Here is a 25,247-nt window from a genome sequence, read left to right as displayed (position 1 = left end):
CCGCCCCCACCCACACAGTGTGTGACCTCCACAATTGCAGATTCCAATTCTCGGGTACTGCGGTTGTGCCGCTCCAGCGTGGGGTCAGGCCTTCTTCAGGAACTCTGTCTTCAGCACGAGGCCCTTGACCTTCTTGGTGTTGCACTCGACCTCGCCGGGCTTGCTGGTGAGGTGGATGTTCTTGACCAGGGTGCCGCGCTTGAGGGTCTCCGAGGTGCCTTTCACTTTCAGGTCCTTGGTCAGTGTGACCGAGTCGCCGTCCTGGAGCGGGGTGCCGTTGGAGTCCTTGACGATGATGTCGCTCATGGTGCTGTCTTCCTTGGTGTTCTCGTAGAGGCCTGAGGGGGTGGGGGAGGGTCAGCCGAGGGCCGGTGCTGCGTGGCTCGAGGTGCCGGGCCAGTGGTCGGTGTGCCACTCCTTGCCCGCTGCCTCGCCCCGGCCGGTGGACATCGCCGCCCCGCCGCAGTGGGCGGCGAGGGCGGTGGGCAGATCGCAGTGGACGGGGATGGCCGGTCCGTTGGCGTCGGGAACGAGGGAGCCGTCGGCGGGGATCGCGGCCAGTTCGAGGTTTCGTCCGGCGGCAGCGAGGCGCCGGGCGGCCTGGGCGACCGCGAGCTGTCCTCCGGCCGACCAGCCCAGCAGTTCGGTCAGGTCCAGGATCACCGGCCCGCTTCCGCGCGCTTCGGCCCAGCCGATGGCGCCGGTGAAGCGGGCGGTCGCGTCCGCGCCGAGGTATCCGGCCAGGGACAGCACTCCCAGGTGGTCGTGGGTGGTGTAGCGCCACTCGATCGTCATCGTCGTATTCCTCGGCTTCACAGGGGCAGGGTGATCCAGATGCTTTTGCCGCGTCCGTCGGCGTCGCCGCGCGTCACGGCGGTTCCGCCGAGCCCCGTGGTCATTTCGGCTACGGTGGCCAGGCCGCTGCCGGGCGCCGTGGCCAGGGCCCCGAAGAGCGGCGGCTGGTAGGGGTGGCGGTCGTGGACGGCGAAGGCGAACACACCGGGTCCGTGTGCGTAGGTGACCGTGATCATCGGGGTCACGGCGGCGGCGTGCCGGATCGCGTTGGTGACGAGCTCGGACAGGATCAGCAGGGCCGGCCCGGTGCTCGGGTGGCGCAGGCCGACCCCGCATTCGACCAGCACCAGCTCGGTGGTCTCACGCGCGATGCGGACGGCCGAGCCTGTCGCGGGGACGGTCAGGACGTGCCGGTACGGCAGCGTCTCCAGCCGTGTCGCCGTCATCGGCCCACCCGGTGGACGGGGCGGGCGAGGCGGAACCCGGACACCGACTGCGGGTGCAGGCGCAGCAGGGTGTCGTGGGGGCCGTGGCTCCAGCCGGGCAGGGTGCGCCGGTAGTGGGCGGCCTCGTCCGGGTCGTTGATGACATCGGCCGGCCCGTAGGCGCTGACGGTCCAGCCCGTGCCGACAGGATGGATCTCATCGGCCTGATAGGTCAGCCCTGCCCTGCCCAGAGCCGCGGCCGCTTGGACGGGAGCGCGCACGATGAGGCGGCCGTACTCCATGACATGCGTGGCGGGGCGGATGACGGCCTGCTGACGCTGGAGGTAGACGAGCCTGCCCTGGGTGGCACCCTCCAGGAGCCAGAGGGCCTCGGTGCCGGAGACCTCCATCATGCGCAGGCCTGCGGGGGCGGGGGCGGTCATCGCGGTGCCTTCCGGGTGCGGTGCTGATGGGGGCGGTGCCGGACGGGCAGGAGCCCGGCTTGTTCGAGGTGCTTGCGGGCCCCGGCGATCGCTTCGGGGGTGGTGGCGTACTCGCGGCCCTCGTACTGGAGGAGTTCGAGGGCGCCGACGGATGCCAGGGCCTGGCGCTGGCCGGGGCGGATGCCGGAGGTCATCACGGCGATGCCCCGCCGGTTCAGCTTCTCGACCGCGTCCTTGAGCACGAGGGCGCCGGTGGCGTCCATGGTCGTCACACGCGACATGCGCAGGATGACCACCCGGACGTCGGAGACCTCGGAGAGTTCGAGGAGGAAGCGGTGGGCGCCGGCGAAGAACAGCGGACCGTCGATCCGGTAGGCGACGATGTGCTCGGCGAGCAGCGCGTGTTCCTCGTCGCTGTGCTCACCGGGCAGATCAGGGCGGAAGTCGACCCGGTCGAGGCTGGCCTGGGCTGCCACCGCGCGCAGCGCGAGCGCCCCGGCGACGACGAGCCCGATGATCACCGCATAGACGAGGTCGAGTGCCAGGGTGGCCACGGCGGTCAGGACGAGGACCACGGCATCCGAGCGGGTGGCCTTCGCCATCGCGCGCAGTGCACCGACCTCGACCATCCGGATGGCCGTTGCCAGCAGCACGCCGGCGAGCGCGGCGAGCGGGATCTTCGAAACCAGGGGGGCCGCGGCGAACACGATCACCGCGAGAACGGCGGCATGGGTGAGGGCGGCGAGGCGGGAGGAGGCCCCGGTGCGGACGTTGACGGCGGTACGGGCGATCGCGGCCGTCGCGGGGACCCCGCCGAACAGCGGGGCGGCGAGGTTGGCGATGCCCTGCCCGAACAGTTCCTTGTCCGGGTCGTGCCGCTGCCCCACCGTCATCCCGTCCGCCACCGTCGCCGACAGCAGCGACTCCAGGGCGGCCAGCGCCGCCACGGCGACCGCCGGAGCGATCAGGGAGCCGAGCGCGGTGACGTCGAGGAAGGCCAGGGAGGGGGCCGGCAGCCCGGACGGCAAGCCCCCGATGGGGGCCGCTGCGTCCAGGTGGAAGAGCTGCGCGATGACGGTCGCGGCGATGACCGCGACGATCGAGAACGGGATCCCCGGCCGCCACCGGGCTCCGGCCAGCATCACCACGGCCACACCGAGGGAAAGGCCGACCGCGGTCCAGTTCGGCGCCGCGAAGAACGCCTCCACCGCCCGCCAGGCCACCAGCAGGACCTTCTCCCCTTCGGGCTTGGCTACCCCGAGCGCGTTGGGTACCTGCTGCAGGCCGATCACGCACGCGATCCCGAGAGTGAAACCCTCCACCACCGGCGCCGGCACGTACCGCATGTACTGCCCCGCCCGCAGCAGCGCCAGCGCGATCAGCAGCACACCCGCCATCACTCCGACGGTCAGCACGCCGCCGGGCCCGTACCGGGCCACGATCGGCACCAGGACGACGGTCATCGCACCCGTGGGCCCGGACACCTGGAGGTTGGACCCTCCGAACACCGCGGCCAGCGAGCCCGCGACCACCGCCGTCGCCAGTCCCGCCTCGGCGCCAAGACCGGAAGACACTCCGAAGCCCAGCGCGAGAGGCAGCGCCACGATCGCGACGGTCAGCCCGGCAAGCAGGTTCCTCCGCGGATTCCGGGCCATCAGCCGGAAGTCGGCGCGAGCGGGCATCACGGCACGCAGGCGGTCAGCCGCACCCAGCAGAACGGGGTTCACGAAGCCGCGACCTCGCCCTCGCGCAGCTCCTCCAAGAGCTCCGTCTGACCGGTCAGCACCTCGGTCAGGATCCGCCGGGCCGCGAGCATCAGCTGCGCCACGTCCCCGCTGGCCAGCTCGTAGACCACGGTCGAGCCGTCCCGCGTCGAGGTCACGATCCCCGACCGCCTCAGGACCGCCAGCTGCTGCGACAGGGCCGAAGGCTCCACCTCGATCGCCGCGAGGAGCTCCCGTACCGGCATCGGCCCGGCCTGCAACAGCTCCAGGACGCGTATGCGCACCGGATGCCCGAGCATGCGGAAGAACTCGGCCTTCGCCTGATACAGCGGAACCGGCACGGTGTCTCCTTCGCTCGATCACCCAGCCCCAGCCACGGGGGAGGGGGGCCATCTAAGGATGTATGGAATTGCAGATTTTTGCAATTCATGGAGTCTGCGGCCCCTCGCAGGCACGTGCCGGCCCTTGGTGTGCAGGGCCCCGCCACATCCCCATGACGTTCAGGCCGCCGTGTTGGCCTCCAGCCGGCAGTGGACGTCGACGATGCCTTCGACGGAGTGGGTGAGGTGTTCGGCCAGGGGGATCAGGGTGTGGTCCCTGACCTGGCCGGTCAGGGTGGCGATGCCGTGGGAGACGGTGACTTCGACGGCTTGGTGGGAGAGCGGGAAGAGGCGCTCGACGACGTTCTGGCGGATGTCCTCTGTGAGTTCGTCGTCGGTGCGGAGGAAGATCTTGAGGAGGTCGGCGCGGCTGACGATGCCTTTGAGGGTGCCGTCCGCGTCGACGACCGGGAGGCGCTTGATGTGCCGGTCGGCCATGAGGCGGGCGGCCTGGGGGAGGGTGGCGTCGGGGCGGATGGTGACGGCGGGGGTGGTCATGAGGTCCTCGGCGCGGGTGGAGCCGGCCTTGGCGGTGTCGCCGAGGCGGCGCATCTGCTCGATCAGGCCGGGGCGGTGCTCGTGGAACTCCTCCTTGGGCAGGAGGTCGGCCTCGGAGACGACGCCGACGACGCGGCCTTCGCCTTCGATGACGGGGAGGGCGGTCACCTTCCACCGTCCCATCGCGGCGGCGATGTCCTTGAAGCCGGTGTCGGGGGTGAGGGCGATGACCTTGGTGGTCATGACGTCGGCGACGGTGTACGGGGTGGAGCCGGAGGTGGAAGTCATGGCGGGTCCTCAACGGGCGTAGGCGAGCGGGGTTCCGCTGCCTTGGGGTGCGAACAGGTCGAGGAGGCGTGCATCGTGCTCATGGTGTGCCTCCGATCCCTCTCCCTCACGGTGCACAGGGTGCGGCGGGGGCCGGGAGGGCCGCGTGGTGCAGACCGCGGGGGCCGTCCGGCCCACCTCAACGGATGGGTACGACGGCCGTCCAGCCCAGCTCGTCCGTGATCCGGCCGCGTAGGGTCTCGGCGGCGCCCTCTTCGCCGTGGACGAGGTAGGCGGTGTGCGGGGGCGGCGCGCTGCGCAGCCAGCCGATGATCTGGTCGGCGTCGGCGTCGGCGTGGGCGTGAGCGGAGAAGCGTGGGACGTCGGCGACCCCGGCGCGTACGGGCCGCCAGATCCCGGGCGCGGGGGTGCCGGCGGCGGCGAAGCCGACGATGCCGACGGCGTTACGGGGGTCGGGCAGGCCTACGCGGAGCCGAGGAAGTGGCCGCCGCGGTGGAGCGTGAGCCTGGTCCCGACGGTGATCTCGACCTCGCTGCCGACGGGGACCGGGTCGAAGAACTTCACCGTCGTAGAGGGTCTGGCGGGCCGGTGCTTGGGCCAGCCGTGCCGGACCAGGCGCGGCAGATAGCCGCAGTGGTCCAGGCGGGCGTGGGTGACGACGACGGCATGGATGTCGGCGGCATCGCAAGGCAGCTTGTCCCAGTTGCGGCGGCGCAGCTCCGCGCCACCCTGGAAGAGCCCGCAGTCGACGAGGACCCGGACATGGCCGCTCTCGACCAGGAACTTGCTCACCGGCCCGGCCGGACGGGAGGGGCCCTACCGGTCCCCGGTGGGGACCGACCGGCCCAAGCGGGACAGTGGGACGCGGGCAGAGCCTGGCGGTGAGCCCACCTCCGCACCGCACACAGAGAGAAGGCCGCGCCATGAAGGCACTCGCCCTCCACGTGTCCCGGCTCGCCGCCGCCCGCGACCTCGGCGCCACCGCCAGTGCTCAGGAGGCTCCGGAGAAGCTGGTCAAGGACCTGACCCGAGGACTGGGCGCGGACGTGTTCATCGAGGCGGTCGGGGTGCCCGAGGCGTTCGGGATGTGCACCCGCAGGGTGCGTCCCGGCAGCCGGGTCGCCGATATTGGCGTCCACGGCAAGCCGGCCGTCCTCCTGCCGCCCATGATGGCCGCCGGCATGCTGCCCGGCGCCGTGATGGTCACCCACCGCTTCGCGCCGGACGAGGTGGAGGAGGCGTACGACGTCTTCTCCCGCGCCGCCGACACCGGCGCGCTCAAGGTCGTCCTCGGAGGCCCACAGCACGACGCGGTCGCCGTGCCGCCCAGGGAGCAGTGATCGCCATGAAGAGCATCCCCCCTACCCCGCACCCGCAGTCCGGCGCCACGGCCGGTCGCACGGACCTGGGCCGCCGGCTGGCGGCCCGCCGCGTAGCCCTGGGCCTGAGCCGTGAAGAGCTGGGCCGGCAGTGCGGAGCCGACGGCAACTACATCGCCTACCTGGAGGAGAACACTGCCAGCCCGGCCGTCGGCCTCCTCGTGCGGATCGCCGACGTCCTCGGTGTCACGGTCGACGACCTGACCGGCGCGAACGCCGGCCGGGTGCGCGGCCGGGCCACCGCCCGCCGCGACACCGTGCTGGCCCCCCTCGACGAGGAAGAGTGCCGGGAGCTGCTGGGCACGCACGGAGTGGGCCGCATCGCCGTCTTCACCCCCGAGGGCCCGGCCGTCCTCCCGGTCAACTACACGGTCGCCGGCACCACCATCGCCTTCCGCACCGCCGCGGAGACCCTCGCGGCCCGGGCGGCGGGCACGGAGATCGCCTTCGAGATCGACAACATCGACGACGTCACCGCCGGCGGCTGGAGCGTCCTCGCCGTGGGCGAACTGCGGGCCGTCACCGACCCCCAAGAGATCCGGCACCTCACCGCCACCGCCCGCTCCCACCCCTGGGCCGGCGGCCCCCGTACCCACTGGATGAAACTCGACCCCGTCCGGCTCACCGGCCGTCGTGTGGTGCACGCGCCATGAGTGCCCTTCGACACCGACGCCGTCCTACTCGCCCCGGCGGTCCGCCACGCGGCCGCGCGAAAGGAAGCCTTCAACGGCTGCCTCATCCAGTGGGCGCCAAGGCGCCCAGGCGAGGGCGCACGCCCGTTCGACGCCGTCGACGAATACCGGGAGCTGCTGGACGGCCGGCCCCGGCTGGACGGCGTACGCCCCTGCGCTTCCACCAGGACCTCTTCCGTCCCGCCGAACTCGCCGGGCTCTTCGCCCGGCGCGGGTACGCCTTAGACGGCGAGCTCTGAGCGAGAACAATGGCGTACCACCTGCGCCAGACCTGGAAGCCCTGCTCGGCGACATCACCGACGTTCAAGGCCGCACCACCGGCGAGGGCATCCATCTCGGTGCCATGGCCAGCACCCTCCGCCCTCGCCGAGCGCGGCATCGTGGGACTCGCCCCCGCCGCCGACGACGCAACGGTCGCCCCAGGTCAGGAACGCTGGTTCCGCCTCGCTCCTGTGGAGGTGTCCCCGTACCGCGCACACGCTGGAATCGAGAGTGAAAGGGGTGAAGGGCGTGGACACGCAACGTGAGGCAGCCAGGATCGTGGTGGGCGTCGACGGGTCGCCCTCGTCCCAGGCCGCGCTGCGCTGGGCGGTGCGGTACGCCGGCCTCGTCGGCGGAACGGTGGAGGCCGTCACTGCCTGGGAGGTCCCCGGCGAAGCGTCATGGTCGGCCCCCGCGGTGGACGCGACCTTCGACGAGGAAGACGCCCAGAAGCGTCTGATCGACGAGGTCCGCACCGTACTCGGAGAACAGGGCGCATCGCTGGTGCGGGAGCGCCTGGTGCACGGCCACCCGGCGGAGGTCCTGGTGGACGCTGCCGACGGCGCCGACATGCTGGTCGTGGGCAGCCGTGGGCGCGGTGGTTTCCGTCGTGCGCTGCTCGGTTCCGTCAGCCAGCAGGTGGCACTCCACGCCCCGTGCCCCGTAACGATCGTCCGGCAGGACGTGCCTGTCACGTGAGCCCGCCCGCCGTGCGGCAACCCCGGGTCCCCCGTCCTTCCCGTCAACGACGTCAGTGGCGGGGCCAGGCGCCGCAAGGCCGTCTACGCGGAGGGCGGCCTCACCGACACCGTCGACACCAGCGCCGAGGAGCAGGACCGCCGCGTCCTGACCGACGCCACCGACGCCGAGGCGCGCCGGCCCGCTGAGTGGGCCGTCGCGGTCGAGGAGCACCACGGCTGCCCGATGGACCGGGAGTGGGCCAAGACGGCATCACCGGCGAGCCGGCGATCGTCCAGGCCCGCCCCGAGACGGTGCAGTCCCGCCGCCGGACCACGACCCTGCGCCGCTGCCGCCTGACAGGCCTGCCCGGCGAGGTGCTCGCGGAGGGCTCGCCGTCGGCGAGGGCGTCGGTGCCGGCTCCGTCTCACTCCTGGACACCCCCGTCGACCTGGACCGCCTCCCCGCGGGTGTCGTGCTGGTCACCTCGCTCACGGACCCCGACTGGGAACCGATCACGAAGCGCGCCGCATGATCCCCTTCTGCCGCACCCTGCTGGAGGCCGACGAGGCCCTCGACGTCATGGCCGCCGAAGGGCTCCGGTGGGGCGAGAGCGGGCTCAAGGTCTACGTGATGGCCGAGATCCCCGCCAACATCTCGCTCGCCCAGGACTTCGGCGAGCGCTTCGACGGCTTCTCCATCAGCAGCAACGACCTCACCCAGCTCACCCTGGGGGTGGACCGGGACTCCGAGGCCCTCGCCGACGTGTTCGACGAGAACGCCCCCGCCTTCGCCGCCTTCCTCGTCGGCGTCGGCGTCGGGATCGACTCGATCTCCGTCGCCCCGACAGCTTCCCTCCCCTTCGAGCAGCACGTCGCCGCGGGTGAGGAACGCCGGTACGGGGAGGGCCGAACGGCCCCGGCCGAGAGTCGCATGGCCCAAGCGGACAAGCGGCCTCCCGCGCGACAGTGAGACCAGCCCCGCTCACACATCCCGGAGCACAGGACGAGGAGCAAACACCATGACCACCAAGCGAGTCCTGGTCGCCTACGGCACCGAGCACGGAGCCACGGCCGGCATCGCCGAACAGATCGGCACGGCCCTCCGTGAGGACGGCCTCGACGCGGTCGTCCTGCCGGCTGACGACGTCGACGACGTCCGCGACTACGACGCGGTCGTCCTCGGCGGCGCCCTCTACGCGGGCCACTGGAGCGGCAAGGCCAGGCGCTGCGCGGAACGCAACGCCGACCTGCTGCGGCACCGCCCCGTCTGGATGTTCAGCAGCGGCCCACTCGACCGCTCCGCCGAGGAGCGGGACATCCCGCCGGTCGCCGCCGTCGCCCGGCAGATGCAGCTGGTGGGCGCCCGCGAGCACATCACCTTCGGCGGCAGCGTCACCGCCCGCACCCCGGGGTTCCTCGCCAAGGCCCTGCTCCACGAAGGCAAGGGCGGCGACTACCGCAACCCCGAACGCATCCGGACCTGGGCCCACCACATCAGCGCCGAGCTCGCAGCCTGACCGGGCGGGCGGCTCCGTACCGGACACGCGAAGGCACCCAACGCACCAGCGGACCAGACGTATGGCCGCCAACCCGCTCAGGCGGGACGCCAACCGCACCCGCACCCGCCTGCACACCGCCTTCGGCCTGGCCTGCCTACTGGCCGCACTCTGCGGCGTCCTGGTCGGCCGGGCCGTATGGGACGACGGCAGCCGCGCCGCAGCGGAGACCGCCCTCCACCGGCATCCCACGACGGCCACCACCACTGCCGGGACCGGTACGTGGCCGCTGACTCAGCCGACGCCCGACCGTGACCGTGGCCCCCGCCACCTGGCACTACCCGGCGGGCACCGCTCACGAGCAGACCATCCCCGTCCCGGCCGGCTCCCGAAGGGGCGACACCGTCCGAGCATGGGTGGACGACCACGGCGACGCGGCGCCCGCCCCTCCCACCACCTCCGACATCGCCGTGAACACCATCGGCCTCGACGCCGACGCGCTGTGCGGGATCGCCCTCGCGGCCGATGCCCTGCTCTTCGTACGCCTGCGGATCCTCGACGCCCAAAGGGCACTCGTCCCGTACCCGGTGGCGAACCCGGACGAGGTCGAGGTGCTACGGGCAGCGTGGGGCTTCCAGCCGCTGGAGACGTACATCGAGCACGTCGCGGCCGGCGCCGGTAGGACTGGCCCGGGCGGCAGTCAACGGGCCCGGATCGGCTCTGCCATGAGCCGACGGCGCGCCGCCGCGAGCGGATCTGGCCGTGCCTGCCCGGCGGCCAGATGATGGCTCGAAGTGCGCGACGCCCCTTCCCCTACACCGCGCGGATGCGGGCTGGCGGCGCGCCCATCCCTGTCGAGGAGTACCGCCAGACCGGCCGGGCATGGGCCTACGACCAGTGAGGGCCGACGCGACGCCTCCGAATTCTGGCCCGACCTCTTCCCCGTGACTTTCTCCTCCTCGGCTGGACAGACCGCGTCCTGACCGGAAGCGTCCTGCCCGCCCGGACCGACCGATCCGAGTGGCTCGCCCACCTCACCGCTGCAGCCGGGGCCGGCACCTATCTCGGCCTCGGAGGGCGCCCGTGGGGGCCCAGCCGAGCTACAGGCCGCGGCAGATCTCCCGAGCCTGGTCCAAGTCCTTCTTCGCCGTCGCGTCGAAGTCGAAGACCTGGGCGTGACGATCCTGTGAGCGACGAATGGCCTGTGCGAGTTCCTTGTACTTCGCGTCGCCTGCTGCCGCCGACGCAGAGAGTGCCCCGGCTGCCGCATAGCGGTTGACGGCGATCTCGCCGGCAGGACCCTTCTCGGTGTACTTCCCCGCATCGAACCCGTCGAGCGCCTCGCAGGCGGCGCGCGCATCTGCTGCCGACGTTTCGCCGGCAGGGGAGTTGGAGCCGGCGCTCATCGCCCAGGCGGCGCCCACCCCCGCAGCGCCGAGCACGAGCCCGGCGACGAGGGAGAGCACTACGGTCCTCGTGCGCCCGCCGGGCTGCACGGGGTACGTCGAGGCGGGGGTGTCGGGCGTAGAAGGTTGCTGTGGCTGCATCCGGCCAAAAATAGCCTGACCGCTCAGGATCCGGGTAGGGGCACCGGCGAGCTGCTTCAGCGGCTCCCGGCGGCCGGGGACGGCTCGGCCGCGCCGTCGTGGGGGCGCCGACCCGACAAAAACCTCCCGTTACGTCCTCGATCACCAGCCGGAACCGATAGGGCCCCGCAGCCCGGCCGAGGAACGCCCGGACTGGCTGACCCTGGCCGGCAGCAGTGCCTCGGACGAGGCCGTGGCCGTGGCCGCGACCGGGCGGGCGTTGAGGAGGCCACGGCGCACGCGCGACGTTCCTGACCAAACGTTCACCTGACGCCACCGTGCTCGTCTGGGATCAGGACCCGGAGGCGGGACGGCGGGGAGAGGGAACCGCGCCCAGGAGTTCCCACAGCGGAGTCGAGCCGGCGGCCCACCGGGCGAGCAGGTGGCGGTCGACCAGATGGAGTCGCTGGGAGCGGGCGAAAGGGCGTTGCGATCCTCGCCGACATGCATCGGCGCCGGCCCCTGGGTGACCACACCAATCAGACGGCTTCCCGGCCGGGAATTCTTCTACGCTCGACGTCCCGCACGAGCTCGTCGAGCATGTTTCCTGGCTGATCCAAGCCCGTCGGCAGGAGCTGAACTCGCCGTGGCGGAGGCAAAGCGGGCACGGGCGGGCCGTACCGTGTTCCTGCCCGGGGACTGGACCGAGCTGAAGGCCCCGCACCTGCCCTTGGAAACCGCGAAGCTGGCGACGCACCTGGTGCGGCCGCTGTGGAGCAACCGGATCCACTCCCCGTTCGGGCGGATCCTGCCGACCGCACCGCTGCACGAGATGTTCACGGCGGCCTGGGAGCGGCTGCACGGCGAGGCCGGGCGGTACCGGCTGAGGTCCCCCGACCGCGGGCCGGTGCCGTCCCCCTGGCTGGGGTCGGCACCCGCCCGTACGCCGCCGTCAGTCTTCCTCCCTGCGCCGACGGCGGTAGTAGGCGATCGTGACCACGGCCAGGAGCGGGCCCCAGGCCAGCAGCGGGAGGTAGCAGGCGGTCATCAGCCAGGCGGACGCGCCCTTGGGTGCATCGGCGGCACGCATCTCCTCGTTCCACCCGCCACACGCCGCCAGGGTCGTGATCGCGGTGAGCACCGCCGCTCCCCCCGAGGCCGGGACCACCGCTGCCAGGGCGGGGATCCGCCGGCCCCCGAGAACCGGTATCCAGCGGGGCACTCTCTCGCCCCACGGCCGGATGAGGCCCAGGGTGAGCAGTCCCAGGCATTCGGCGAAGACGCTCAGCGCGATCAGGTAGAGGGACGTCCACCCCGGGAAGTTGCCCTCGTGCAGCTCATTTCCCTCGCCGAATCCGGAGGGCATGCCGAGGGCCACCGCGCAGCGCCACAGGCCCGAAGGCACCAGGCTCAGGGCGGCAGCGTGCGCTGCCCACCGGATCGGACGGGAAACCACCGGCCGGTCCGGTCTCGTGGACGGGGGGCGGGTCGTCGTCGGAAGTGCCATGACGTCTGTGATCCTCTGCCTCTGCTGTCTGTTCCGTGCCGTTTTCCGGACCGTCTTTCCGTGCTGTCACCGGCCCGCGCCGGGCTGCCATCCGGCCGGCAGTGCGGGCAGGTCCGCGTGCGTGACCTTGAAGCCTCCTTCGGTGACCGGTGCGAAGGGGGCAGGGGCCATGCAGGTGCCGACCCTGGGCATGACGGGCTTGCCGTCGACGACGTCGAGATTGCCGACGCCCCAGCTGAAGGAGAACCGGCCGCGGCCCGGGCCTCCGCTCTTGACGCTGAACCCGTAACGGGTGCCGATCTCTTCGGGGTCGACCGACTTGGTGATCACAGCGGTGAGCGTCGCCGTATCGCCGCCCGTGACCAGGCAGTCCACGGCCGCCTCCGCCGTCCGGGTCTCGTTCGTCTCGGCCACCCAGTGGGAGATGGTGACCGTGCCCCGGGCGTCGGTGGGCATGCCCTTCGGCAACGTGTCGACGGGCCGGCTGAAGGGCGCCGCGGTCGCATCCACCGTGAAACGGATGTCGTCGTCGGGCGCGTAGGTGTAGAAGATCCGTCCCTGCCCGCTGACCTTGGCCGGGCCGCCCGGCTTGTTCGCGGACGCGGACGCGGACGCGGATGCCGGTGCGGAGCCGGATGCGGAGGCCGCATCCGTGGCCGAGGCGAAGGAGGACGGTCCGCTCAGCGCGGCGAAAACCGTCGCGGCGGCGACCGCCCCGGCGGCGATCCGGCGGCGCGGGGTGGAGAGGAGGGCGGGCATACAGGGCTCCTTGGTCGGCGACCGCCCGACGGCGGCCGTGGTTTCGGTGACAGGTTCCACCCTCGCCGCGGTGGCGGCGGGCGGACCATCTGCCGATCAGCGGATCTCCCGCCCCGGCAGGTCCTTCCCCCTATGCCGTTCGGCAGAGGGACCGGCCCTGCACCCCACCCGTAGGATCAAGACGTGGGGAATATCAAGGACTTCGGGCACCGAGACGTCATCCTGACCGCGGCCGCCGTTGTGACGGGGTGTACGGCGCTCGGGGCCGTCGCCGTCGTGCACGGCGGCCTGTCGGGGCCCTACGGGGCCACGTCGGCGATCGCGACCGCCACGACGTTGCTGTGGGTCCTGGCCGGCTGGCCCCGCTCGCGCGAACGCCTCGCCCCGCCCCTCGCGTTCGCCGGAGTCCTGTCCCTGGCCACCACCGCCGTCGCTGCCCCGCCCACGGAACCCGACGCGTCATGGGCGCGACTGGTGGAAGTGGTCCTCCTGCTGGTGCTTCTCGTCGTCGCGGCCCGCTGGGTCCCCTTGCGGCAGGCGGTGGGGGCGGTCGTACCGGCGGGTGCGGCGGTGGCGGCGTGGACCCTGCCCCTGCTTCCGGAGCCCACGCTGCTCTCGCTGGCCGGCGCGGCGGCGTTCTGGTCCCTGCCCGTACTGGGTGCGGTTGTCATCGGGGGCTATCCGCGGCTGATGGAGCACCGGCGGCAGCGCCTGGTCGTCGAGACCCGTCGCTCCCAGCGGCTCGAACTCGCCCGTGACCTCCATGACTTCGTCGCTCACGACGTCAGCGGGATCGTGGCGCAGGCGCAGGCGGCACGTTTCGTGGCGCAGGCGGATCCCGGCCAGGCGCTGTCGGCGCTGGAGCGCATCGAGGCGGCCGGGCTCAGCGCGCTGGCGTCGATGGACCGGATGGTGAAGACACTCCACGAAGCGGACGGCGGTGATACCCGGCCGCCGGGCGCCGGCGGTGTCGAGCCGCTGCCCGGGGTGGACGGGCTGCCCGCTCTCGTCGCGCAGTTCTCCTCCGCGGGCGCGGCCCCGGTGGCGCACCTTCACGTGGCGCCCGGAGCCACGGACGGGCTCTCGCGGGCCGCCGGTTCGACGGCCTACCGGGTGGTCGTCGAAGCCCTCACCAACGTCCGCCGCCACGCCCCCGGCGCCTCGCGGGTCGAGGTGTCCCTCACCCCCGCCCGTACCCTCGACGGCGCGCCCACGCTCCAGGTCGAGGTGTGCGACGACGGCGGCAGCGGGCGGCACGCCGAGCGGTCCGGCCCGCGTACGAGCATGCGGCGGCCGGGGGACGGCCACGGCGGACGCGGCCTGAGCGGTATGCGCGAGCGCGTACGGGCCACGGGCGGCACGCTGACGTACGGGCGCTGCGGCGAGGGCGGTTGGCGGCTCGTCGCCGTGCTGCCCCTGGCGTCGGAGTCCCAGGCGTCGGAGCCGACAGGCGACCTCGTGGCGGCGGAGACCCCGTCGTGAACCACGCCCCCATCCGCATCCTGCTGGCCGACGACCAGGACGACGTCCGCAGCGGCTTCCGTCTCGTCCTGGACTCACAGCCCGACATGACCGTGGTCGGCGAGGCCGCCGACGGAGCCACGGCCCTGGAGCTGGCCCGGAGCCTGCGGCCGGACGTCGTCCTGGCCGACATCCGCATGCCGCGGCTCGACGGCCTTGAGCTCACCCGCCGCCTCGCCGGTCCTGACGCCCCGCATCCCACCCGGGTCATCGTCGTGACCACCTTCGACCTGGACGAGTACGTGCACACCGCCCTCCACCACGGCGCCAGTGGTTTCCTCCTCAAACGCTCCGGGCCCACCCTGCTGATCGAGGGCGTCCGGGCGGCCATGGCCGGTGACGCGCTGATCAGCCCGCAGATCACCGTCCGCCTCCTGCGCCGGCTCACCACGGCCCCGTCACTCCCGGCCACCGCCTCCCCGCCGGCGGAGGCACGCGCGGCGGATCCGCTGACCGACCGCGAGCGCCAGATCGTCCGCCTCATCGCCCGCGGCCACACCAATGCCCGGATAGCCGCCGAGCTCTTCATCTCGCCGGGAACCGCGAAGACCCACATCGCCAACATCCAGACCAAGCTGAAGACCGCGAACCGTGTCGGCATCGCGGCATGGGCCTGGAAGACGGGGCTGGCCACCCCGGAGCCGTGAACCGGCGTGCGGACCCGTCAAGGCCTTTCGCAGGCCCGCGACGGGGTAGCCGACCAGGGAAAGGGAGCGCGGCAGGACAGACGAGGAGCAACGGTGATCACTCAGGAGCAGCTCTTCGTCCCGCTGCGGCACGCGGTGCTGGAGGAGGGGCGCCTGGTCCTCCCGTATCCGGTGGCAGTGATCGAGGAGGCTCCGTGCGCGGCGCTGGACTGCGGCAGCGTGCCTTCCGTGGCGGAGGAGCAGCAGCTGTTCGGCCACTGCGACCTGCGGGACGTGCGCGCGGCGGGTTTCGGGGTCTCAACCGCCACGGCCTGGAGGTATGTCGACGAGACCGTCGAGGTCCTGGCGGGGTGGGCGCCGGGTTTGCACGAGGCCCTCGTCGGGCTGGGTCGGCACTGGCGGCGGCCCCGCGTTGGACGGTGGGCGCCGAGTGCGCGCTGCCCTGCTGGGAGGTCTTGCCTGGGCCGGTGATCTTCTCAGCCTCTTCCTTGACCTTCTTGGGTCCTTGAGCGCGTCCGGACGGGACGGCCCTCTCAGGCTTACCCCACGGCGGGCTTCCGGCCTGCTGGGCACGGCAACGAGGTGAGCGGCGGCCCGCCGTACCGAGGAACCCCGGTAAGAGCAATTGCCCGACGAACACAACGCGGAGGGCACAGCGCAGCGTCAGCGGTGACGACAGCCAGACGATGGCCGGCCCTCGTGCAAGCCTGCCGGTACTCGGGGGGCTGCGGATCGTTGTCCAGCTCCTGGCGGACGAGACGGCACGCTACGTCGCGCGGAGGCGGAGGTGACGATGTCTCCCAGCGGAACCTGGAATGGACGCCTGCGTGGCCCAGCAGTTGAGCAGACCGCCAGCATGGTCGCGACTATGCCAGGAACCATCGAAAGAGCCGAGGCGGCCGGCCGTGTCACTCCTCCTCATACGGGAAGCGGGCGAATGGCGCATCCTCGGCGAAGAAGGTCTTGGCGCGAATTGCGGCTCGCTTATCGTCGAGTACTTGCCCCGGCCGGGTGCCGTTGCCGAGCAGCACGCCGCCGAAGCGCATACCCATGTATGCGGCAGTGTGGTGCAGGGTGAGCACCAGCGGTTCTGCGACGATCTCCTCTCGATGCGCCATCGCCGTCACGCCCCACAGAGTGCGACCCGCCATCTTCGTCCTGAAACCCGGGGCCGGGGTGCTCAGCCACTTCGACCAGTAGTCGAAGTAGCGCTTGGCGTGAGAAGACAGCGAGTACCAGTACAGCGGCGACGCGATCACGATGTCGGTGGCGGTGAGCGTTGCCTGCCGCAGCAGTTCCTCGTTCTCCTGCTCCGGCCATGGCACGTCGGCGTGCCGTGCGTCGACGTAGTTGGGCAGCGGCAGTTGTGCCAGGTCCAGCCACCGCTGTTCGGTGTCGCTCGGGAGCTGCTCCGCTGCGGCCCGAGCCAACTGCTCGGTGTTGCCGTCCGGTCTGGCGCTGGCTAGGAGAAAGAGGAACGAACGGGTCACGTGAGGCTCCAGTTGTCGCTGTCGAAGACGCCACGTCCAACCCCGCCCGACCCCGCGGTATTTCCGGGTGCGGTCCAGCCAACTCCCTGCGTCTCGCTTGGCCGCAGCAGCGCGTTCATCAGTACTGGCTTCAGACGCCGCCTCCGAAGCCTTACGGAAGCGCCGTCGGGGTGACCTGTCCTTCGACCTGGCCGGAGCTCCAGGCGTCCGCGTACGCACCAACTGGTCCAGGATCCCCACTGCTGGGAGCCGGAAGCACCGAAACACCTGCGGGCGCTCGCCGGGCGCTGTGGACTGACCGGGTGACCAAGACCCTGTATGTGATCTCCCGCGCCGCCCCGCCCGCCTGCCACGTCACCACCGGCATCCGCGCCGCCCAAGCCCGTGGCTGGGACGTCGCGGATGACGCGGTCGAGGGCGGCGGGCAGTACTTCACCGTTCGGTGATGTGGACGGTGCTGCGCTGCTGTTCGGCGAGTGCTTGGGGTGGCGCCGCGCTGCGCCGGCGGCGGGCCCGGGGCCCCATCGGTCGGTCCAGGCCCTGGAGGGCCTGGATGTGGGGCTGGTTGGTCCAGTAGACGCCCCGGACGAGTGGCTGCACGAGTTCCTCGGGAAGGGCGACGACCAGCCGGCCGGTGAGTACGCCGGCTGATGGCGCCGGACACGCGCCCGTGAGGGTGGAGTGGTGCTGGCTTGGGCCGGGCCGGCTGCGGGTGGGTCGCGCTGCCCTGGCCGGACAGCCTCCGCGGGACGCCGCCGGGGTCGAATTCAAGGACGGGGCGTCTTCTATCAGCGGACGAATGTGTCCGATCGGATCAGGCGGTTCCGCCGGTCACAGCTTGATGTTCCACACCCACGTCTGGTTGGCGGCCGGGCGGCAGTCCCAGATCTGCACGCCCGCGCCGTTGTGGGTCTGCCAGTCGGTCACGTCGAGGCACAGGGCCGGTCCGCCGTTGAACCCTTCCCCCACGATCAGGTCGGGATTGCGGTCGGTACGGCTCCAGCGCTGGTTGGGACTGCCGTTGCAGTCCCACTGGTTGACGTGGGCGCCGTTGATCCTGGCCAGGTTGCCGATCTGGAGGCACTTGCCGCTGTGGACGTTCCTGATGGCGTAGCGGGTCTGGTACGTACGGTCCACGACCATTCGCCACTGCTGGTTCGGCTGACCGGTGCAATCCCAGAGCCGGGCGGGCGCCGCGTTGTCGGTGCGCCAGTCAGCGATCTCCAGGCACTTGCCGGAGACGTGCATCGGCCGGATCTCGTACGCGTAGTCGTGGTTGGGGACGGGGTTGGCCCTCGCCGGTCCCGCCGCGAGGGTGAAGGCGGCGGAGGCCGCGACGAGTACGCCGAGCGTCCGGCGGGCGGGAGGGAAGCGGTCGAGCATGGGTTCTCCAAGAGGGGGAGGGGGTGGGCTAGCGGGCGCTGTCATCCGTGGTGCGGCCGGGCCAAGTCCCGGAACAGGTCCCAGCGCACCTTCGGCCTGGGCAGTGCCCGGCGTTCCAGATAGCGGTCGGTGGAGCGCCTGGCCCGTCGCAGGACCGTCACCGCGTCGCGGGCCGCGCCCGAGCCCATGGGCTCCACCACCTGCGACGGCACCAGTACGAACTCCCCTGCCGACCGGCGCAGTTCGCCCCGCACAAGAGCGTTGTACATACGGTTCAGCAGTGCGTCGTGCCGGTGCACCAGGAGCGAGGCCGGGCCCGGTACGACGGCGCAGTGGGACGGTATGACGATCCGGTACCCGGCAGGCCCCGCGACGGTCCGGGTTCTGGCCAGCACGGGCGCGCCGGCCGCATCCCGGGCGGCCAGGACGGCCGTCGGGAAGCTGCCCAGCCGGGCGGCGCCCGGCAGCGCGGCAGCGGCCGCGGAGGCCTGCGCCGTCGGCACCGCCAGTTCCGCAAGGGGCGGCCGGACGTCCACGCGCTCCGGCTCGACGGTGATCAGCAGCCGCAGGTAGTACCAGTCCATCAGCGGCCGCATCGGAGCCCGGACGTACCCCCGGCTGTGCGGCTGGCGTACGAAAAGCATGCTCCAGTAGTCCTCGGCTCCCTGGGGCCCCGTCATGATCTCGTCGGGGCACGCGGCGCGGCCGCTGACGGCGATCTGCGGGGCGGGGTCGAGCCCGCTGCCCGTCGGATCGGAGAAGAGCAGGGCGACCCTGCCGTCCCGGCGGATGTTGAACGCCTTCTGCGCGAACGCGAGGGAGGTGGTCAGCAGCAGCGTGCCGTCCGGCCTGCGCTTCACCGCCGTCGGCCAGGCAGCCGGGGTGCCGTCCTTGCCCAGGGTGGCGAACTCGCAGGTGCGGTAGGCGTCCAAGACGTCGAGCGGCGCCGACGCGAGGACGCTCACCGGGCTGCCCCACCGTCAAGCGGGGCGCGCAGGGTGCGGCACGCGGCGGCGTACTGGCGCCGGCCGAAGGCCCGCCACATCAGGCGGCCGATCAGGGGTGCCCTGTCCAGGAAGTAGGCCCGCTCCTGCGGGTCCGTGTCCTCGAGGAGAGCGCCGAGGGCCAGCAGGAGCTTGTCCTTGGGAACCGTCTCCATGCCCCGGCGGCCCACCGCGTCCCACTCGGCAACCGACAGGTGCTCCTCGACCAAGGGCAGGACCATCCGTTCCTCGTCGTCGAGGTGCTCCAGGAGAGCGCACCGGTGCTCCTCCAGGGCCCCTGCGAGCTCCTCGGCAGCCGCCCGGCCGGGGCTCCGCTGCCAGGCGGGCGCTCGGTCGGTGACCTCGGCCAGGCTCCGGTCGATCCGAGCGTGCTGCTCCTCCATGCGCACGACGATGTCCGTGCCCTCGGCGACCGCCTCGGCCCGCCCGCGCAGCAGCGGCCAGATCGTCTCGTCCTCGACGTTGTGGTGGTGGTGGAGCCCGGTGACGTACTCGGCCAGGTGCGCGCCGACGATCGCGGCCCGCTCCGTCGCGCCTTCGGGCACGGCCCGCACCAAGCGGGGAAGCAGGGCCGACTCGCGCCGGAAGACGCGGTGCACGACGACCATCTCGTGGGTGTACGGGCGCCCGGGGGAGGGGCTGGGGGTGCTGCTGTGGGACACGCTCGAATGCTCCGGGTGATCGATGGCGGAACGGGCGGGAGCAGCGTGCCGAGCGCCGCTTGGCGTTCACTGCGCCCCCACTTGGCGGTGGCTTGGCGGGCACGCGGAGTCCGTGCCTCCGACGCTGCCGCCCCGACGTTCCGTCCCTTCCTCAAACACCCTCTGAGCAGGTACGTTTACCCGTCGTCCAGTGATCGTTCCAGTCATCTCCGGTAGATTCGCCGACGTGTTGCGCATACGAGTGCTGGGCCCCCTGGAAGCCGAGTCGGAAGGCAGGCCGGTCCCCCTGGGAGCCCCCCGGCAGCGGGCCGTTCTCGCCGGGCTGCTCGCCGCCCGGGGCGCGGTGGTCTCGGTCGACCGGCTCGCCGAGGATCTGTGGCGCGGCACCCCGCCCGCGAAGGCCACCGCCTCCCTGCACGCCTACGTGTCCAACCTGCGCCGCCTCCTGGAACCGGAGCGGCCGCCGCGCGCCCCCGCCGGTGTGCTCGTCACCTGTGCGCCGGGATACGCCCTCCGGCTGCCGGACGAGGCCGTGGACGCCTGGCACTTCGAATCCCGGCTGGAGCAGGCCCGGCGGGCCGCCGCCCCCCGCTCCCGGGAGCTGCTGGCCGAGGCGCTGTCCTGGTGGCGGGGCTCGGCCTTCCAGGAACACGCCGACGAGGAATGGGCCGCACCCGAAGCAGCCCGGCTGACCGCCCTGTTGGCGGACGCCCGCGAGCTCGCCGTCGCGGCCGACTTGCGCGCCGGGCCCCCGGCCGAGGCCGCGCGGGCGGCCGCCGCCCTCGTCGAGGCGGAGCCGCTGCGCGAGGAGGGATGGCGGCTGCTCGCGCTCGCGCACTGGGCCTGCGGGCGCCAGGCGGATGCGCTGGCCGTGCTGCGCCGCGCGCGGGCCGTGATGCGGGAGGAGCTGGGCTGCGATCCGTCGCCCGTCCTGACCGGCGTCGAGCAAGCCCTCCTGGAGCAGCGCCTGGACGCCCTGCGCGCCGGGACGTCACCGGGCACCGACCCGTCCGGCGGCCTCGACGTGTCGCACGCGGCCGGTGTGCATGTAGCCGCTGCCGAGGTACGGACGCCGCCGCCGGGGACGGCCGGGGCCGAGGCCGCGCGGCCGTTCCTGGGGCGGGCCCGGGAATTGCGCACCGCCGAGGCCGCCGCCCGCGCCGCGCGTGCGGGCGGAGGACTGATGCTGGTCACCGGAGAGGCGGGGGCCGGGAAGTCGGCCTTCCTCGCCCGGTTCGCCGACCGGCTGGCCGGTGACGGCTGGACGGTGGTGGTCGGACGCTGCCCCGAATACGAAGGGGCGCCCCCGGCCTGGGCCTGGGTCGAGGCACTCGGCGCACTCGCCCGCCAGGCACCCGCCGCCCCGGCCGAACTGGCGGTCCTGCTGCACGAACCGGACGCGGCACCCGCCGCCACCCGGGACGAGGCCACGGCCGGCCGCTTCCGCATGCACCGGGCGTTCGCCGCCTGGCTCTCCGCCGCGGCCGACGGCAGGCCGCTCGCCGTGCTCCTGGAGGACCTGCACCGGGCCGACGGGGAGACGCTGGCGCTGCTGGAGGCAGCCGCCGCGGTCACCGGCGTGCCGCTCCTCACCGTCGGCTGCTACCGCCCGGCGGAGGCCGGCGACCGGCTGGCGAAGACCCTCGCCCAGCTCGCCCCTCGGACCCCGCACCGGATCGCGCTGGGCGGGCTTCCGGCCGACGCCGTCGCCACCGTCGTCGCCGCGGTCTGCCGCACCCCCGCTTCGCCGGACACCGTGGCCGCGATCGCCGCGCGCACCGGCGGCAACCCGTTCTACGTGTGGGAGAGCGCCCGCCTCCTGGACAGCGAAGGCGCCCTGGTCGCCCTGTCCGAGGTCCCCCAAGGCGTCCGGGACGTCCTGCGCCGGCGGCTGGCCCTGCTGCCCGACGCCGCGCTCGCCGCCCTGCGCCTCGTGGCCGTCATGGGCGCGGAAACGGACGCGGCGCTGCTGGTGGAGGCGGCCGACACGGACGAGGAAACGGTCCTCGAAGGGCTCGACGCCGCGCTCGCCGCCGACCTGCTCACGGAGCCGGGCCCGGGCCGGGTCGGCTTCGTGCACGCCCTGGTGCGCGACACCGTCTACACCGACCTGACCGGCGTGCGCCGCGCCCGGCTGCACGACCGCGTCGCCGCGGTCCTGCGCCGCCACCGCCCCGACGACCTGGCGGCGCTGGCCCACCACTTCGCCCGCTCCGGCCGGTCCGTGAACGCCCCGCTCGCCGTGGACTACGCCCTGCGCGCGGCCGAGCAGGCGGAACGCAGGTACGCGCACGACGTGGCCGTCGGGCTGCTCGCGCAGGCACTCGACGTGCACGCGGCGGCCACCGCCGACCCGTACGCCGACCCCGACGCGAGTATCGCCCTGCTGGTGCGCCTGCTCGGCGCCCAGGTCCGCGCCGGCGCCACCGACGCGGCGCGCCACACCCGGCAGCGGGCCGCGGACCTGGCGGTACGGGCCAACCGTGACGACCTGGTCGCCGCGGTCTACGGAGCGTGGACCGAGCCCTCGCCCTGGCGCACCCGGCTGGAAGGGCTCTTCGACCGGACGGCGCTGGCCCGGCTGGAGCGGCTCGCCGGGGACCGGGCGCTGGACGAGGCGACCCGGGCCCGGGTGCTCCAGGTGCTGGCGGACGCGGTGGCCGGCGAGGACGCCGCGCGCGCCCGTGAGGCGGCCGACGCGCAGCTGGCGCTCGCCGACTCCTCAGGGGAGCCCCGGCTGCTGGCCTCCGCCCTGATGACCTCGGCCAAGCTGCTGCCGCACGAACGGCAGGCCGGGGCGCGGGACCCCCTCGTCGCCCGGCTGCGCCTCCTCGCCGCCGAGCACGACCTGCCCGCGTACCGGTGGGTGTGCGAGCACCTGGACGCCATGACGGCCGCCACCCGCAACGACCCGGCGGGTGTCCGCCGTCACACGGGGGAGGGGCTGCACCTCGCCGACCGGTACGGCATGCTCTGGGCGCGCGGCATCAACGTCACCACCCGGGCCATGCTCGCCGCCGTCGAGGGACGGTTCACGGAGGCGGAGGAGCGTTACGCCCAGGCCGACGAGCTGTTCCGGCGGGTGGGCGCGCACCACGCGAACGGTCCGCGCACGCTGGGCCTGTGGACGATCCGGTTCACCCAGGGGCGGACGGCGGACATCGAACGCAGCGTCCGCGAGGTGCACGAGGCGGTCGGCGCGCCGGTGGCCGTGGCGCACGCCCTCCTCCTGGCCCGCCAGGGCCGGCTGGACGAGGCCCGCGAGATCCGCTTCCCGGCCCTGCCGGTGACGGACCACCTGTACGGCGTCGAACTGGACTACCGCAGCGAACTGGCCGTCCTGTGCGGGGACACCATCACGGCCGGCCTGCTGGCCGGGCATCTGCTGCCGCTCCAGGACCAGTTCGGGGGCGCGGCGGGCGGGGCCTACGCCACCCGGCCGCTCGCCCACCCGCTGGGGGACCTGTACCGCCTGCTCGGCGAGGAGGCGGCGGCGGCCGACGCGTACGCGCGCGCCGAACGCGTCGCGCTGGCCTGGAACTCCTCCCTGCACGCGGCATCCGCCCGCCGTGCCGCCGCGGAACTGGCCGCGGCACGGAGGCGACGCCGAGTCTTCGCGCCCTGACGGGCCGGCAAATCTCAGGCGTCTCCAGGAGGGACCATGGCATTGAGGACCGGGGTCGCCGAACGGGACGAGTGGTCGGCCCGATGAAGGTCGTCGAGTGTGCACGGCCTCACGCGAGCTTCTCGCCTACCTGGAAGGCCGAAATCCATGACGTACGCATCGGTTCGCCGGCCCAGCCCAGCCCAGCCCAGTCGCCCGGCCTCGGCGGTCATTCAGAGGCCTGCACCGGGCTTATCTCGAAGGCTCCGCATACCCGCAGGTGGTAGGGGATCACCTCGGCCTGGAAACTGTTCGGTGGGTAGACCTTGACGTACGTCGCGGTCGGCCGGCAGCTCGCCACGCCCGGGCTGTTGGTGCGCAGAACGGCGGTCACGGTCTCACTCGGGACCACGGACACCGTCTCCACCGCCTCGCCGGTGCGGATCGCCGAGGTGCCGATCTGGCGGTGTCGTACGTCCACGACACTGACGCCCGGGTATCCGCGCAAGGCGCAGGTCTGGGGCGATGTGTTGGTGAACAGGATCGGGTAGTAGAGCGACCCCGCCGCGCCGTCAGGCTCGCCGACGGCCAGGTCCAGGTCGGCCACATGGCAGGTCGGGGTCCTTGGCAGGGCCGACGCCTGGGCTGCGCCGGCCAAGGCGCCGGTGGTTGCCAGGAGGGCTGCGGAAGCGATGGTCGCGGCCCGGGTCAGGACGTTGCTCATGTCGCCAACTCCCGTGTCAGCGAAGGAATACGCGGTTTCGGCGCACCGATGTCCATCCGGTGACAGTCAAGGGACCGGGGGGTCGGTATCCGGCTCTGTGCAGCGCGGACCGACCGGGAAACGTGCCCGGATTTCTCGCCGAGGTTCATCCTACCGGTCCGGCGTCCCTGCGGCCTTTCGGCACCGCCTCTGCACGCTGCCGCTGCCGGAACCAGTCGACCTCGATGAGGCTGGGCTCCTGGTCTACCTCTGCGGGGATGTGGGCTTCCCCGACGTCCCCCGCGATCAGGTCGCGGCCCTGGGCCGGCGCCGAGCCCGTTACTGGACCGGCACGTCCCTCTCGGCCCCGACCAGGCCGCCCGCTGGGTCGGTGTCCGCCACGCCGACTCCGACGCTGCCGTTCTCGCTGCTGCCGAGGAGGCGCCCCGAGATGGAATGGCGGGCGGTCCGCCGAGCCGCATGAGCGCTTGACGCCTTGGTCTTGGGCGTAGAGGTCGCGGAGATGTTCCCTCGTCTGCCACTCAAGATCGTCCACGTTCAGGGAGGCGAGCGTAAGGGCACCCACTGGCAACCTACCCACGGCCGCCGAGGAGGGCTGTGCCCTTCGTCGCGACTGGGTGGCGCGACGGCCTGCGGGCGCGGGCCGATATCCTGCTTCGGGCGGACCGGACGCAGGAGGCCCTGGATCTGGTCCGTCCGGACGAGGCCGACCCCGCGTCGGCGACCGGATGCCGCGCGTTCGCCTGAGTCCGCCGCAGCCCTTCAGCACATCTCCTGGCCCAGCTCGTCCGCCAACCGGGCGGTTTCACCCACGAAGCCCTCGACGCTCTCCGCGGTTGGCAACCCTGGCGGCCGCCGAGGCACCGGACGGGGTGCGGCTGCGGGTGGGCTGGAGCCCGGACTTCCTGCGCGAGGCGCTGTCCATGGAGACGACACTGCGCCCCGCCCGGCTCGTCCTGGGATCGCCGGACGCCGACCGGACCGTGGTGGAGAGCATCGCCCGACGGGTCTGGGCCGGCTGGCTGGAGGCCGGGGTGGTGCTGCTGTCCACCGAACTCGTGACCGCCGACCTGACCAAGGCGGCCGTCAACGCCTTCCTGTCCACGAAGCTCTCGTTCGCCCACGTCGCGGGGTTCCTGACCGCCGCGCACGGCCAGGGCGTCGGCGTCGGCCGGGCCGTCGCCGCCCTCCTGGCCCAGCAGAGCGCCGCCGCACCGGCGGCCGCCGCCGAGGTCGGGTGCCTGCCGCACGGCCCGCACCCGCCCCGAACCCGTACGCGGCGCCCGCACCGCCCGCCGCTGTTGCTCCTGATCCGGCCCCGGCCCCGGCCCCGGCCCCGGCCCCGGCCCCGGCCCCGGC

General features: G+C 72.8%; 27 protein-coding genes and 6 pseudogenes. 14 read left to right on the top strand and 19 right to left on the bottom strand.

Going from position 1 to position 25,247, the window contains the following annotated elements:
- Window positions 1-84: 84 nt before the first annotated feature.
- The 9 genes from AB0F18_RS20370 to AB0F18_RS20330 all read right to left on the bottom strand — a co-directional run bounded on the left by AB0F18_RS20370 (window position 85) and on the right by AB0F18_RS20330 (window position 5,345).
- Window positions 85-306 carry an alkylphosphonate utilization protein gene (locus AB0F18_RS20370; protein ID WP_362062593.1) on the bottom strand — a complete coding sequence of 74 codons (222 nt, stop codon included), beginning with the start codon at window positions 304-306 and terminating at the stop codon, window positions 85-87.
- Between the two features lie 51 nt (window positions 307-357).
- Window positions 358-795, bottom strand: a complete 438-nt coding sequence (locus tag AB0F18_RS20365; RefSeq protein ID WP_362062590.1) for an anti-sigma factor antagonist — start codon at window positions 793-795, stop codon at window positions 358-360.
- A 17-nt stretch (window positions 796-812) separates the two neighbouring features.
- Entirely contained in the window at window positions 813-1,241 is a 429-nt protein-coding gene (locus AB0F18_RS20360; RefSeq protein ID WP_362062588.1) for an ATP-binding protein, read from the bottom strand.
- A complete protein-coding gene (locus AB0F18_RS20355; RefSeq protein ID WP_362062585.1) occupies window positions 1,238-1,663 on the bottom strand; it encodes a pyridoxamine 5'-phosphate oxidase family protein in 426 nt (141 codons plus the stop codon). Before AB0F18_RS20355 ends, AB0F18_RS20360 begins: the two co-directional genes overlap by 4 nt.
- On the bottom strand, window positions 1,660-3,345 hold the full coding sequence (locus AB0F18_RS20350) for a SulP family inorganic anion transporter (RefSeq protein ID WP_362062655.1): 1,686 nt from the start codon (window positions 3,343-3,345) through the stop codon (window positions 1,660-1,662). The genes AB0F18_RS20355 and AB0F18_RS20350 overlap by 4 nt, the downstream gene beginning before the upstream one ends.
- A 41-nt stretch (window positions 3,346-3,386) precedes the next feature.
- A complete protein-coding gene (locus AB0F18_RS20345) occupies window positions 3,387-3,728 on the bottom strand; it encodes a metalloregulator ArsR/SmtB family transcription factor (protein WP_362062582.1) in 342 nt (113 codons plus the stop codon).
- A 159-nt stretch (window positions 3,729-3,887) separates the two neighbouring features.
- Window positions 3,888-4,553 (bottom strand): CBS domain-containing protein, encoded by a 666-nt coding sequence (locus AB0F18_RS20340; RefSeq protein WP_362062580.1) that lies wholly within the window; start codon window positions 4,551-4,553, stop codon window positions 3,888-3,890.
- A 178-nt stretch (window positions 4,554-4,731) separates the two neighbouring features.
- Entirely contained in the window at window positions 4,732-4,947 is a 216-nt protein-coding gene (locus AB0F18_RS20335) for an MBL fold metallo-hydrolase RNA specificity domain-containing protein (RefSeq protein WP_362062653.1), read from the bottom strand.
- 68 nt (window positions 4,948-5,015) lie between these two features.
- Window positions 5,016-5,345, bottom strand: coding sequence for an MBL fold metallo-hydrolase (locus AB0F18_RS20330; RefSeq protein WP_362062577.1), 330 nt, complete (start codon window positions 5,343-5,345; stop codon window positions 5,016-5,018).
- Between the two features lie 131 nt (window positions 5,346-5,476).
- Between AB0F18_RS20330 and AB0F18_RS20325 the strand changes: the two are divergent.
- From AB0F18_RS20325 to AB0F18_RS20290, 8 genes and pseudogenes are all read left to right on the top strand, one after another.
- Window positions 5,477-5,893: pseudogene (locus tag AB0F18_RS20325) on the top strand (zinc-binding dehydrogenase); the annotation flags it as partial.
- 5 nt (window positions 5,894-5,898) lie between these two features.
- Window positions 5,899-6,585 carry a pyridoxamine 5'-phosphate oxidase family protein gene (locus AB0F18_RS20320; protein WP_362062574.1) on the top strand — a complete coding sequence of 229 codons (687 nt, stop codon included), beginning with the start codon at window positions 5,899-5,901 and terminating at the stop codon, window positions 6,583-6,585.
- Window positions 6,586-6,794: 209 nt separating this feature from the next.
- Window positions 6,795-7,013: pseudogene (locus tag AB0F18_RS20315) on the top strand (hypothetical protein); the annotation flags it as partial.
- Window positions 7,014-7,134: 121 nt separating this feature from the next.
- Window positions 7,135-7,584 carry a universal stress protein gene (locus AB0F18_RS20310; RefSeq protein ID WP_362062572.1) on the top strand — a complete coding sequence of 150 codons (450 nt, stop codon included), beginning with the start codon at window positions 7,135-7,137 and terminating at the stop codon, window positions 7,582-7,584.
- Window positions 7,585-7,653: 69 nt separating this feature from the next.
- Window positions 7,654-7,923 (top strand): annotated as a pseudogene (locus AB0F18_RS20305) (hypothetical protein); the annotation flags it as partial.
- A gap of 171 nt (window positions 7,924-8,094) precedes the next feature.
- Window positions 8,095-8,535, top strand: coding sequence for a putative PEP-binding protein (locus AB0F18_RS20300; protein ID WP_362062569.1), 441 nt, complete (start codon window positions 8,095-8,097; stop codon window positions 8,533-8,535).
- A 49-nt stretch (window positions 8,536-8,584) separates the two neighbouring features.
- A complete protein-coding gene (locus AB0F18_RS20295) occupies window positions 8,585-9,082 on the top strand; it encodes a flavodoxin domain-containing protein (protein ID WP_362062566.1) in 498 nt (165 codons plus the stop codon).
- A 296-nt stretch (window positions 9,083-9,378) separates the two neighbouring features.
- A complete protein-coding gene (locus AB0F18_RS20290) occupies window positions 9,379-9,846 on the top strand; it encodes a hypothetical protein (protein ID WP_362062564.1) in 468 nt (155 codons plus the stop codon).
- Window positions 9,847-10,161: 315 nt separating this feature from the next.
- Here AB0F18_RS20290 and AB0F18_RS20285 read toward each other — a convergent pair whose 3' ends face one another.
- The 4 genes and pseudogenes from AB0F18_RS20285 to AB0F18_RS20270 form a co-directional block, all read right to left on the bottom strand.
- On the bottom strand, window positions 10,162-10,527 hold the full coding sequence (locus AB0F18_RS20285; RefSeq protein WP_362062561.1) for a hypothetical protein: 366 nt from the start codon (window positions 10,525-10,527) through the stop codon (window positions 10,162-10,164).
- Between the two features lie 412 nt (window positions 10,528-10,939).
- Window positions 10,940-11,068, bottom strand: a pseudogene (locus AB0F18_RS20280) (restriction endonuclease); the annotation flags it as partial.
- 471 nt (window positions 11,069-11,539) lie between these two features.
- The gene (locus AB0F18_RS20275; RefSeq protein WP_261993330.1) at window positions 11,540-11,992 is read right to left on the bottom strand and encodes a hypothetical protein; all 453 of its coding nucleotides are present in this window, start codon (window positions 11,990-11,992) and stop codon (window positions 11,540-11,542) included.
- Between the two features lie 168 nt (window positions 11,993-12,160).
- Window positions 12,161-12,853, bottom strand: a complete 693-nt coding sequence (locus AB0F18_RS20270) for a hypothetical protein (RefSeq protein WP_362062559.1) — start codon at window positions 12,851-12,853, stop codon at window positions 12,161-12,163.
- Between the two features lie 183 nt (window positions 12,854-13,036).
- Here AB0F18_RS20270 and AB0F18_RS20265 point away from each other — a divergent pair, with 183 nt between their 5' ends.
- The 3 genes and pseudogenes from AB0F18_RS20265 to AB0F18_RS20255 all read left to right on the top strand — a co-directional run.
- Window positions 13,037-14,335 carry a histidine kinase gene (locus AB0F18_RS20265; protein ID WP_362062556.1) on the top strand — a complete coding sequence of 433 codons (1,299 nt, stop codon included), beginning with the start codon at window positions 13,037-13,039 and terminating at the stop codon, window positions 14,333-14,335.
- Window positions 14,332-15,021 (top strand): response regulator transcription factor, encoded by a 690-nt coding sequence (locus tag AB0F18_RS20260; protein WP_079430956.1) that lies wholly within the window; start codon window positions 14,332-14,334, stop codon window positions 15,019-15,021. Before AB0F18_RS20265 ends, AB0F18_RS20260 begins: the two co-directional genes overlap by 4 nt.
- Window positions 15,022-15,300: 279 nt before the next feature.
- Window positions 15,301-15,399 (top strand): annotated as a pseudogene (locus AB0F18_RS20255) (IS5/IS1182 family transposase); the annotation flags it as partial.
- A 530-nt stretch (window positions 15,400-15,929) separates the two neighbouring features.
- On the opposite strand, the gene AB0F18_RS20250 reads toward AB0F18_RS20255, so the two are convergent.
- Window positions 15,930-16,511: an NAD(P)H-dependent oxidoreductase gene (locus AB0F18_RS20250; RefSeq protein ID WP_362062553.1), complete on the bottom strand. Its 582-nt coding sequence runs from the start codon at window positions 16,509-16,511 to the stop codon at window positions 15,930-15,932.
- Window positions 16,512-16,813: 302 nt separating this feature from the next.
- On the opposite strand from AB0F18_RS20250, the gene AB0F18_RS20245 reads away from it, so the two are divergent.
- A complete protein-coding gene (locus tag AB0F18_RS20245) occupies window positions 16,814-16,957 on the top strand; it encodes a hypothetical protein (RefSeq protein ID WP_362062550.1) in 144 nt (47 codons plus the stop codon).
- On the opposite strand, the gene AB0F18_RS20240 is transcribed toward AB0F18_RS20245, so the two are convergent.
- From AB0F18_RS20240 to AB0F18_RS20225, 4 genes are all read right to left on the bottom strand, one after another.
- Window positions 16,944-17,111 (bottom strand): hypothetical protein, encoded by a 168-nt coding sequence (locus AB0F18_RS20240; RefSeq protein ID WP_362062547.1) that lies wholly within the window; start codon window positions 17,109-17,111, stop codon window positions 16,944-16,946. The genes AB0F18_RS20245 and AB0F18_RS20240 overlap by 14 nt on opposite strands.
- Window positions 17,112-17,342: 231 nt before the next feature.
- Window positions 17,343-17,894, bottom strand: a complete 552-nt coding sequence (locus AB0F18_RS20235) for an RICIN domain-containing protein (protein ID WP_362062544.1) — start codon at window positions 17,892-17,894, stop codon at window positions 17,343-17,345.
- A gap of 41 nt (window positions 17,895-17,935) precedes the next feature.
- Entirely contained in the window at window positions 17,936-18,859 is a 924-nt protein-coding gene (locus tag AB0F18_RS20230; protein WP_362062541.1) for a pyridoxamine 5'-phosphate oxidase family protein, read from the bottom strand.
- Window positions 18,856-19,560 (bottom strand): hemerythrin domain-containing protein, encoded by a 705-nt coding sequence (locus tag AB0F18_RS20225; RefSeq protein WP_362062539.1) that lies wholly within the window; start codon window positions 19,558-19,560, stop codon window positions 18,856-18,858. The genes AB0F18_RS20230 and AB0F18_RS20225 overlap by 4 nt, the downstream gene beginning before the upstream one ends.
- 226 nt (window positions 19,561-19,786) lie before the next feature.
- Here AB0F18_RS20225 and AB0F18_RS20220 point away from each other — a divergent pair, with 226 nt between their 5' ends.
- Window positions 19,787-23,185, top strand: a complete 3,399-nt coding sequence (locus AB0F18_RS20220; protein WP_362062536.1) for a BTAD domain-containing putative transcriptional regulator — start codon at window positions 19,787-19,789, stop codon at window positions 23,183-23,185.
- 208 nt (window positions 23,186-23,393) lie between these two features.
- Here AB0F18_RS20220 and AB0F18_RS20215 read toward each other — a convergent pair whose 3' ends face one another.
- Window positions 23,394-23,888 (bottom strand): DUF4232 domain-containing protein, encoded by a 495-nt coding sequence (locus tag AB0F18_RS20215; protein WP_362062533.1) that lies wholly within the window; start codon window positions 23,886-23,888, stop codon window positions 23,394-23,396.
- 836 nt (window positions 23,889-24,724) lie between these two features.
- Here AB0F18_RS20215 and AB0F18_RS20210 point away from each other — a divergent pair.
- Window positions 24,725-25,247 (top strand): annotated as a pseudogene (locus AB0F18_RS20210) (hypothetical protein); the annotation flags it as partial.

It is taken from the genome of Streptomyces sp. NPDC029216 (assembly GCF_040648015.1).
Classification (GTDB): Bacteria; Actinomycetota; Actinomycetes; order Streptomycetales; family Streptomycetaceae; genus Streptomyces.
This window is presented reverse-complemented; position numbering and strand designations above follow the sequence as displayed.

Bases quoted from the DNA above. Each gene is read 5' to 3' on its own strand.
- AB0F18_RS20370 (WP_362062593.1), bottom strand. From the start codon at position 306: ATGAGCGACATCATCGTCAAGGACTCCAACGGCACCCCGCTCCAGGAC.
- AB0F18_RS20365 (WP_362062590.1), bottom strand. From the start codon at position 795: ATGACGATCGAGTGGCGCTACACCACCCACGACCACCTGGGAGTGCTG.
- AB0F18_RS20360 (WP_362062588.1), bottom strand. From the start codon at position 1,241: ATGACGGCGACACGGCTGGAGACGCTGCCGTACCGGCACGTCCTGACC.
- AB0F18_RS20355 (WP_362062585.1), bottom strand. From the start codon at position 1,663: ATGACCGCCCCCGCCCCCGCAGGCCTGCGCATGATGGAGGTCTCCGGC.
- AB0F18_RS20350 (WP_362062655.1), bottom strand. From the start codon at position 3,345: ATGCCCGCTCGCGCCGACTTCCGGCTGATGGCCCGGAATCCGCGGAGG.
- AB0F18_RS20340 (WP_362062580.1), bottom strand. From the start codon at position 4,553: ATGACTTCCACCTCCGGCTCCACCCCGTACACCGTCGCCGACGTCATG.
- AB0F18_RS20320 (WP_362062574.1), top strand. From the start codon at position 5,899: ATGAAGAGCATCCCCCCTACCCCGCACCCGCAGTCCGGCGCCACGGCC.
- AB0F18_RS20300 (WP_362062569.1), top strand. From the start codon at position 8,095: ATGATCCCCTTCTGCCGCACCCTGCTGGAGGCCGACGAGGCCCTCGAC.
- AB0F18_RS20295 (WP_362062566.1), top strand. From the start codon at position 8,585: ATGACCACCAAGCGAGTCCTGGTCGCCTACGGCACCGAGCACGGAGCC.
- AB0F18_RS20270 (WP_362062559.1), bottom strand. From the start codon at position 12,853: ATGCCCGCCCTCCTCTCCACCCCGCGCCGCCGGATCGCCGCCGGGGCG.
- AB0F18_RS20235 (WP_362062544.1), bottom strand. From the start codon at position 17,894: ATGCTCGACCGCTTCCCTCCCGCCCGCCGGACGCTCGGCGTACTCGTC.
- AB0F18_RS20215 (WP_362062533.1), bottom strand. From the start codon at position 23,888: ATGAGCAACGTCCTGACCCGGGCCGCGACCATCGCTTCCGCAGCCCTC.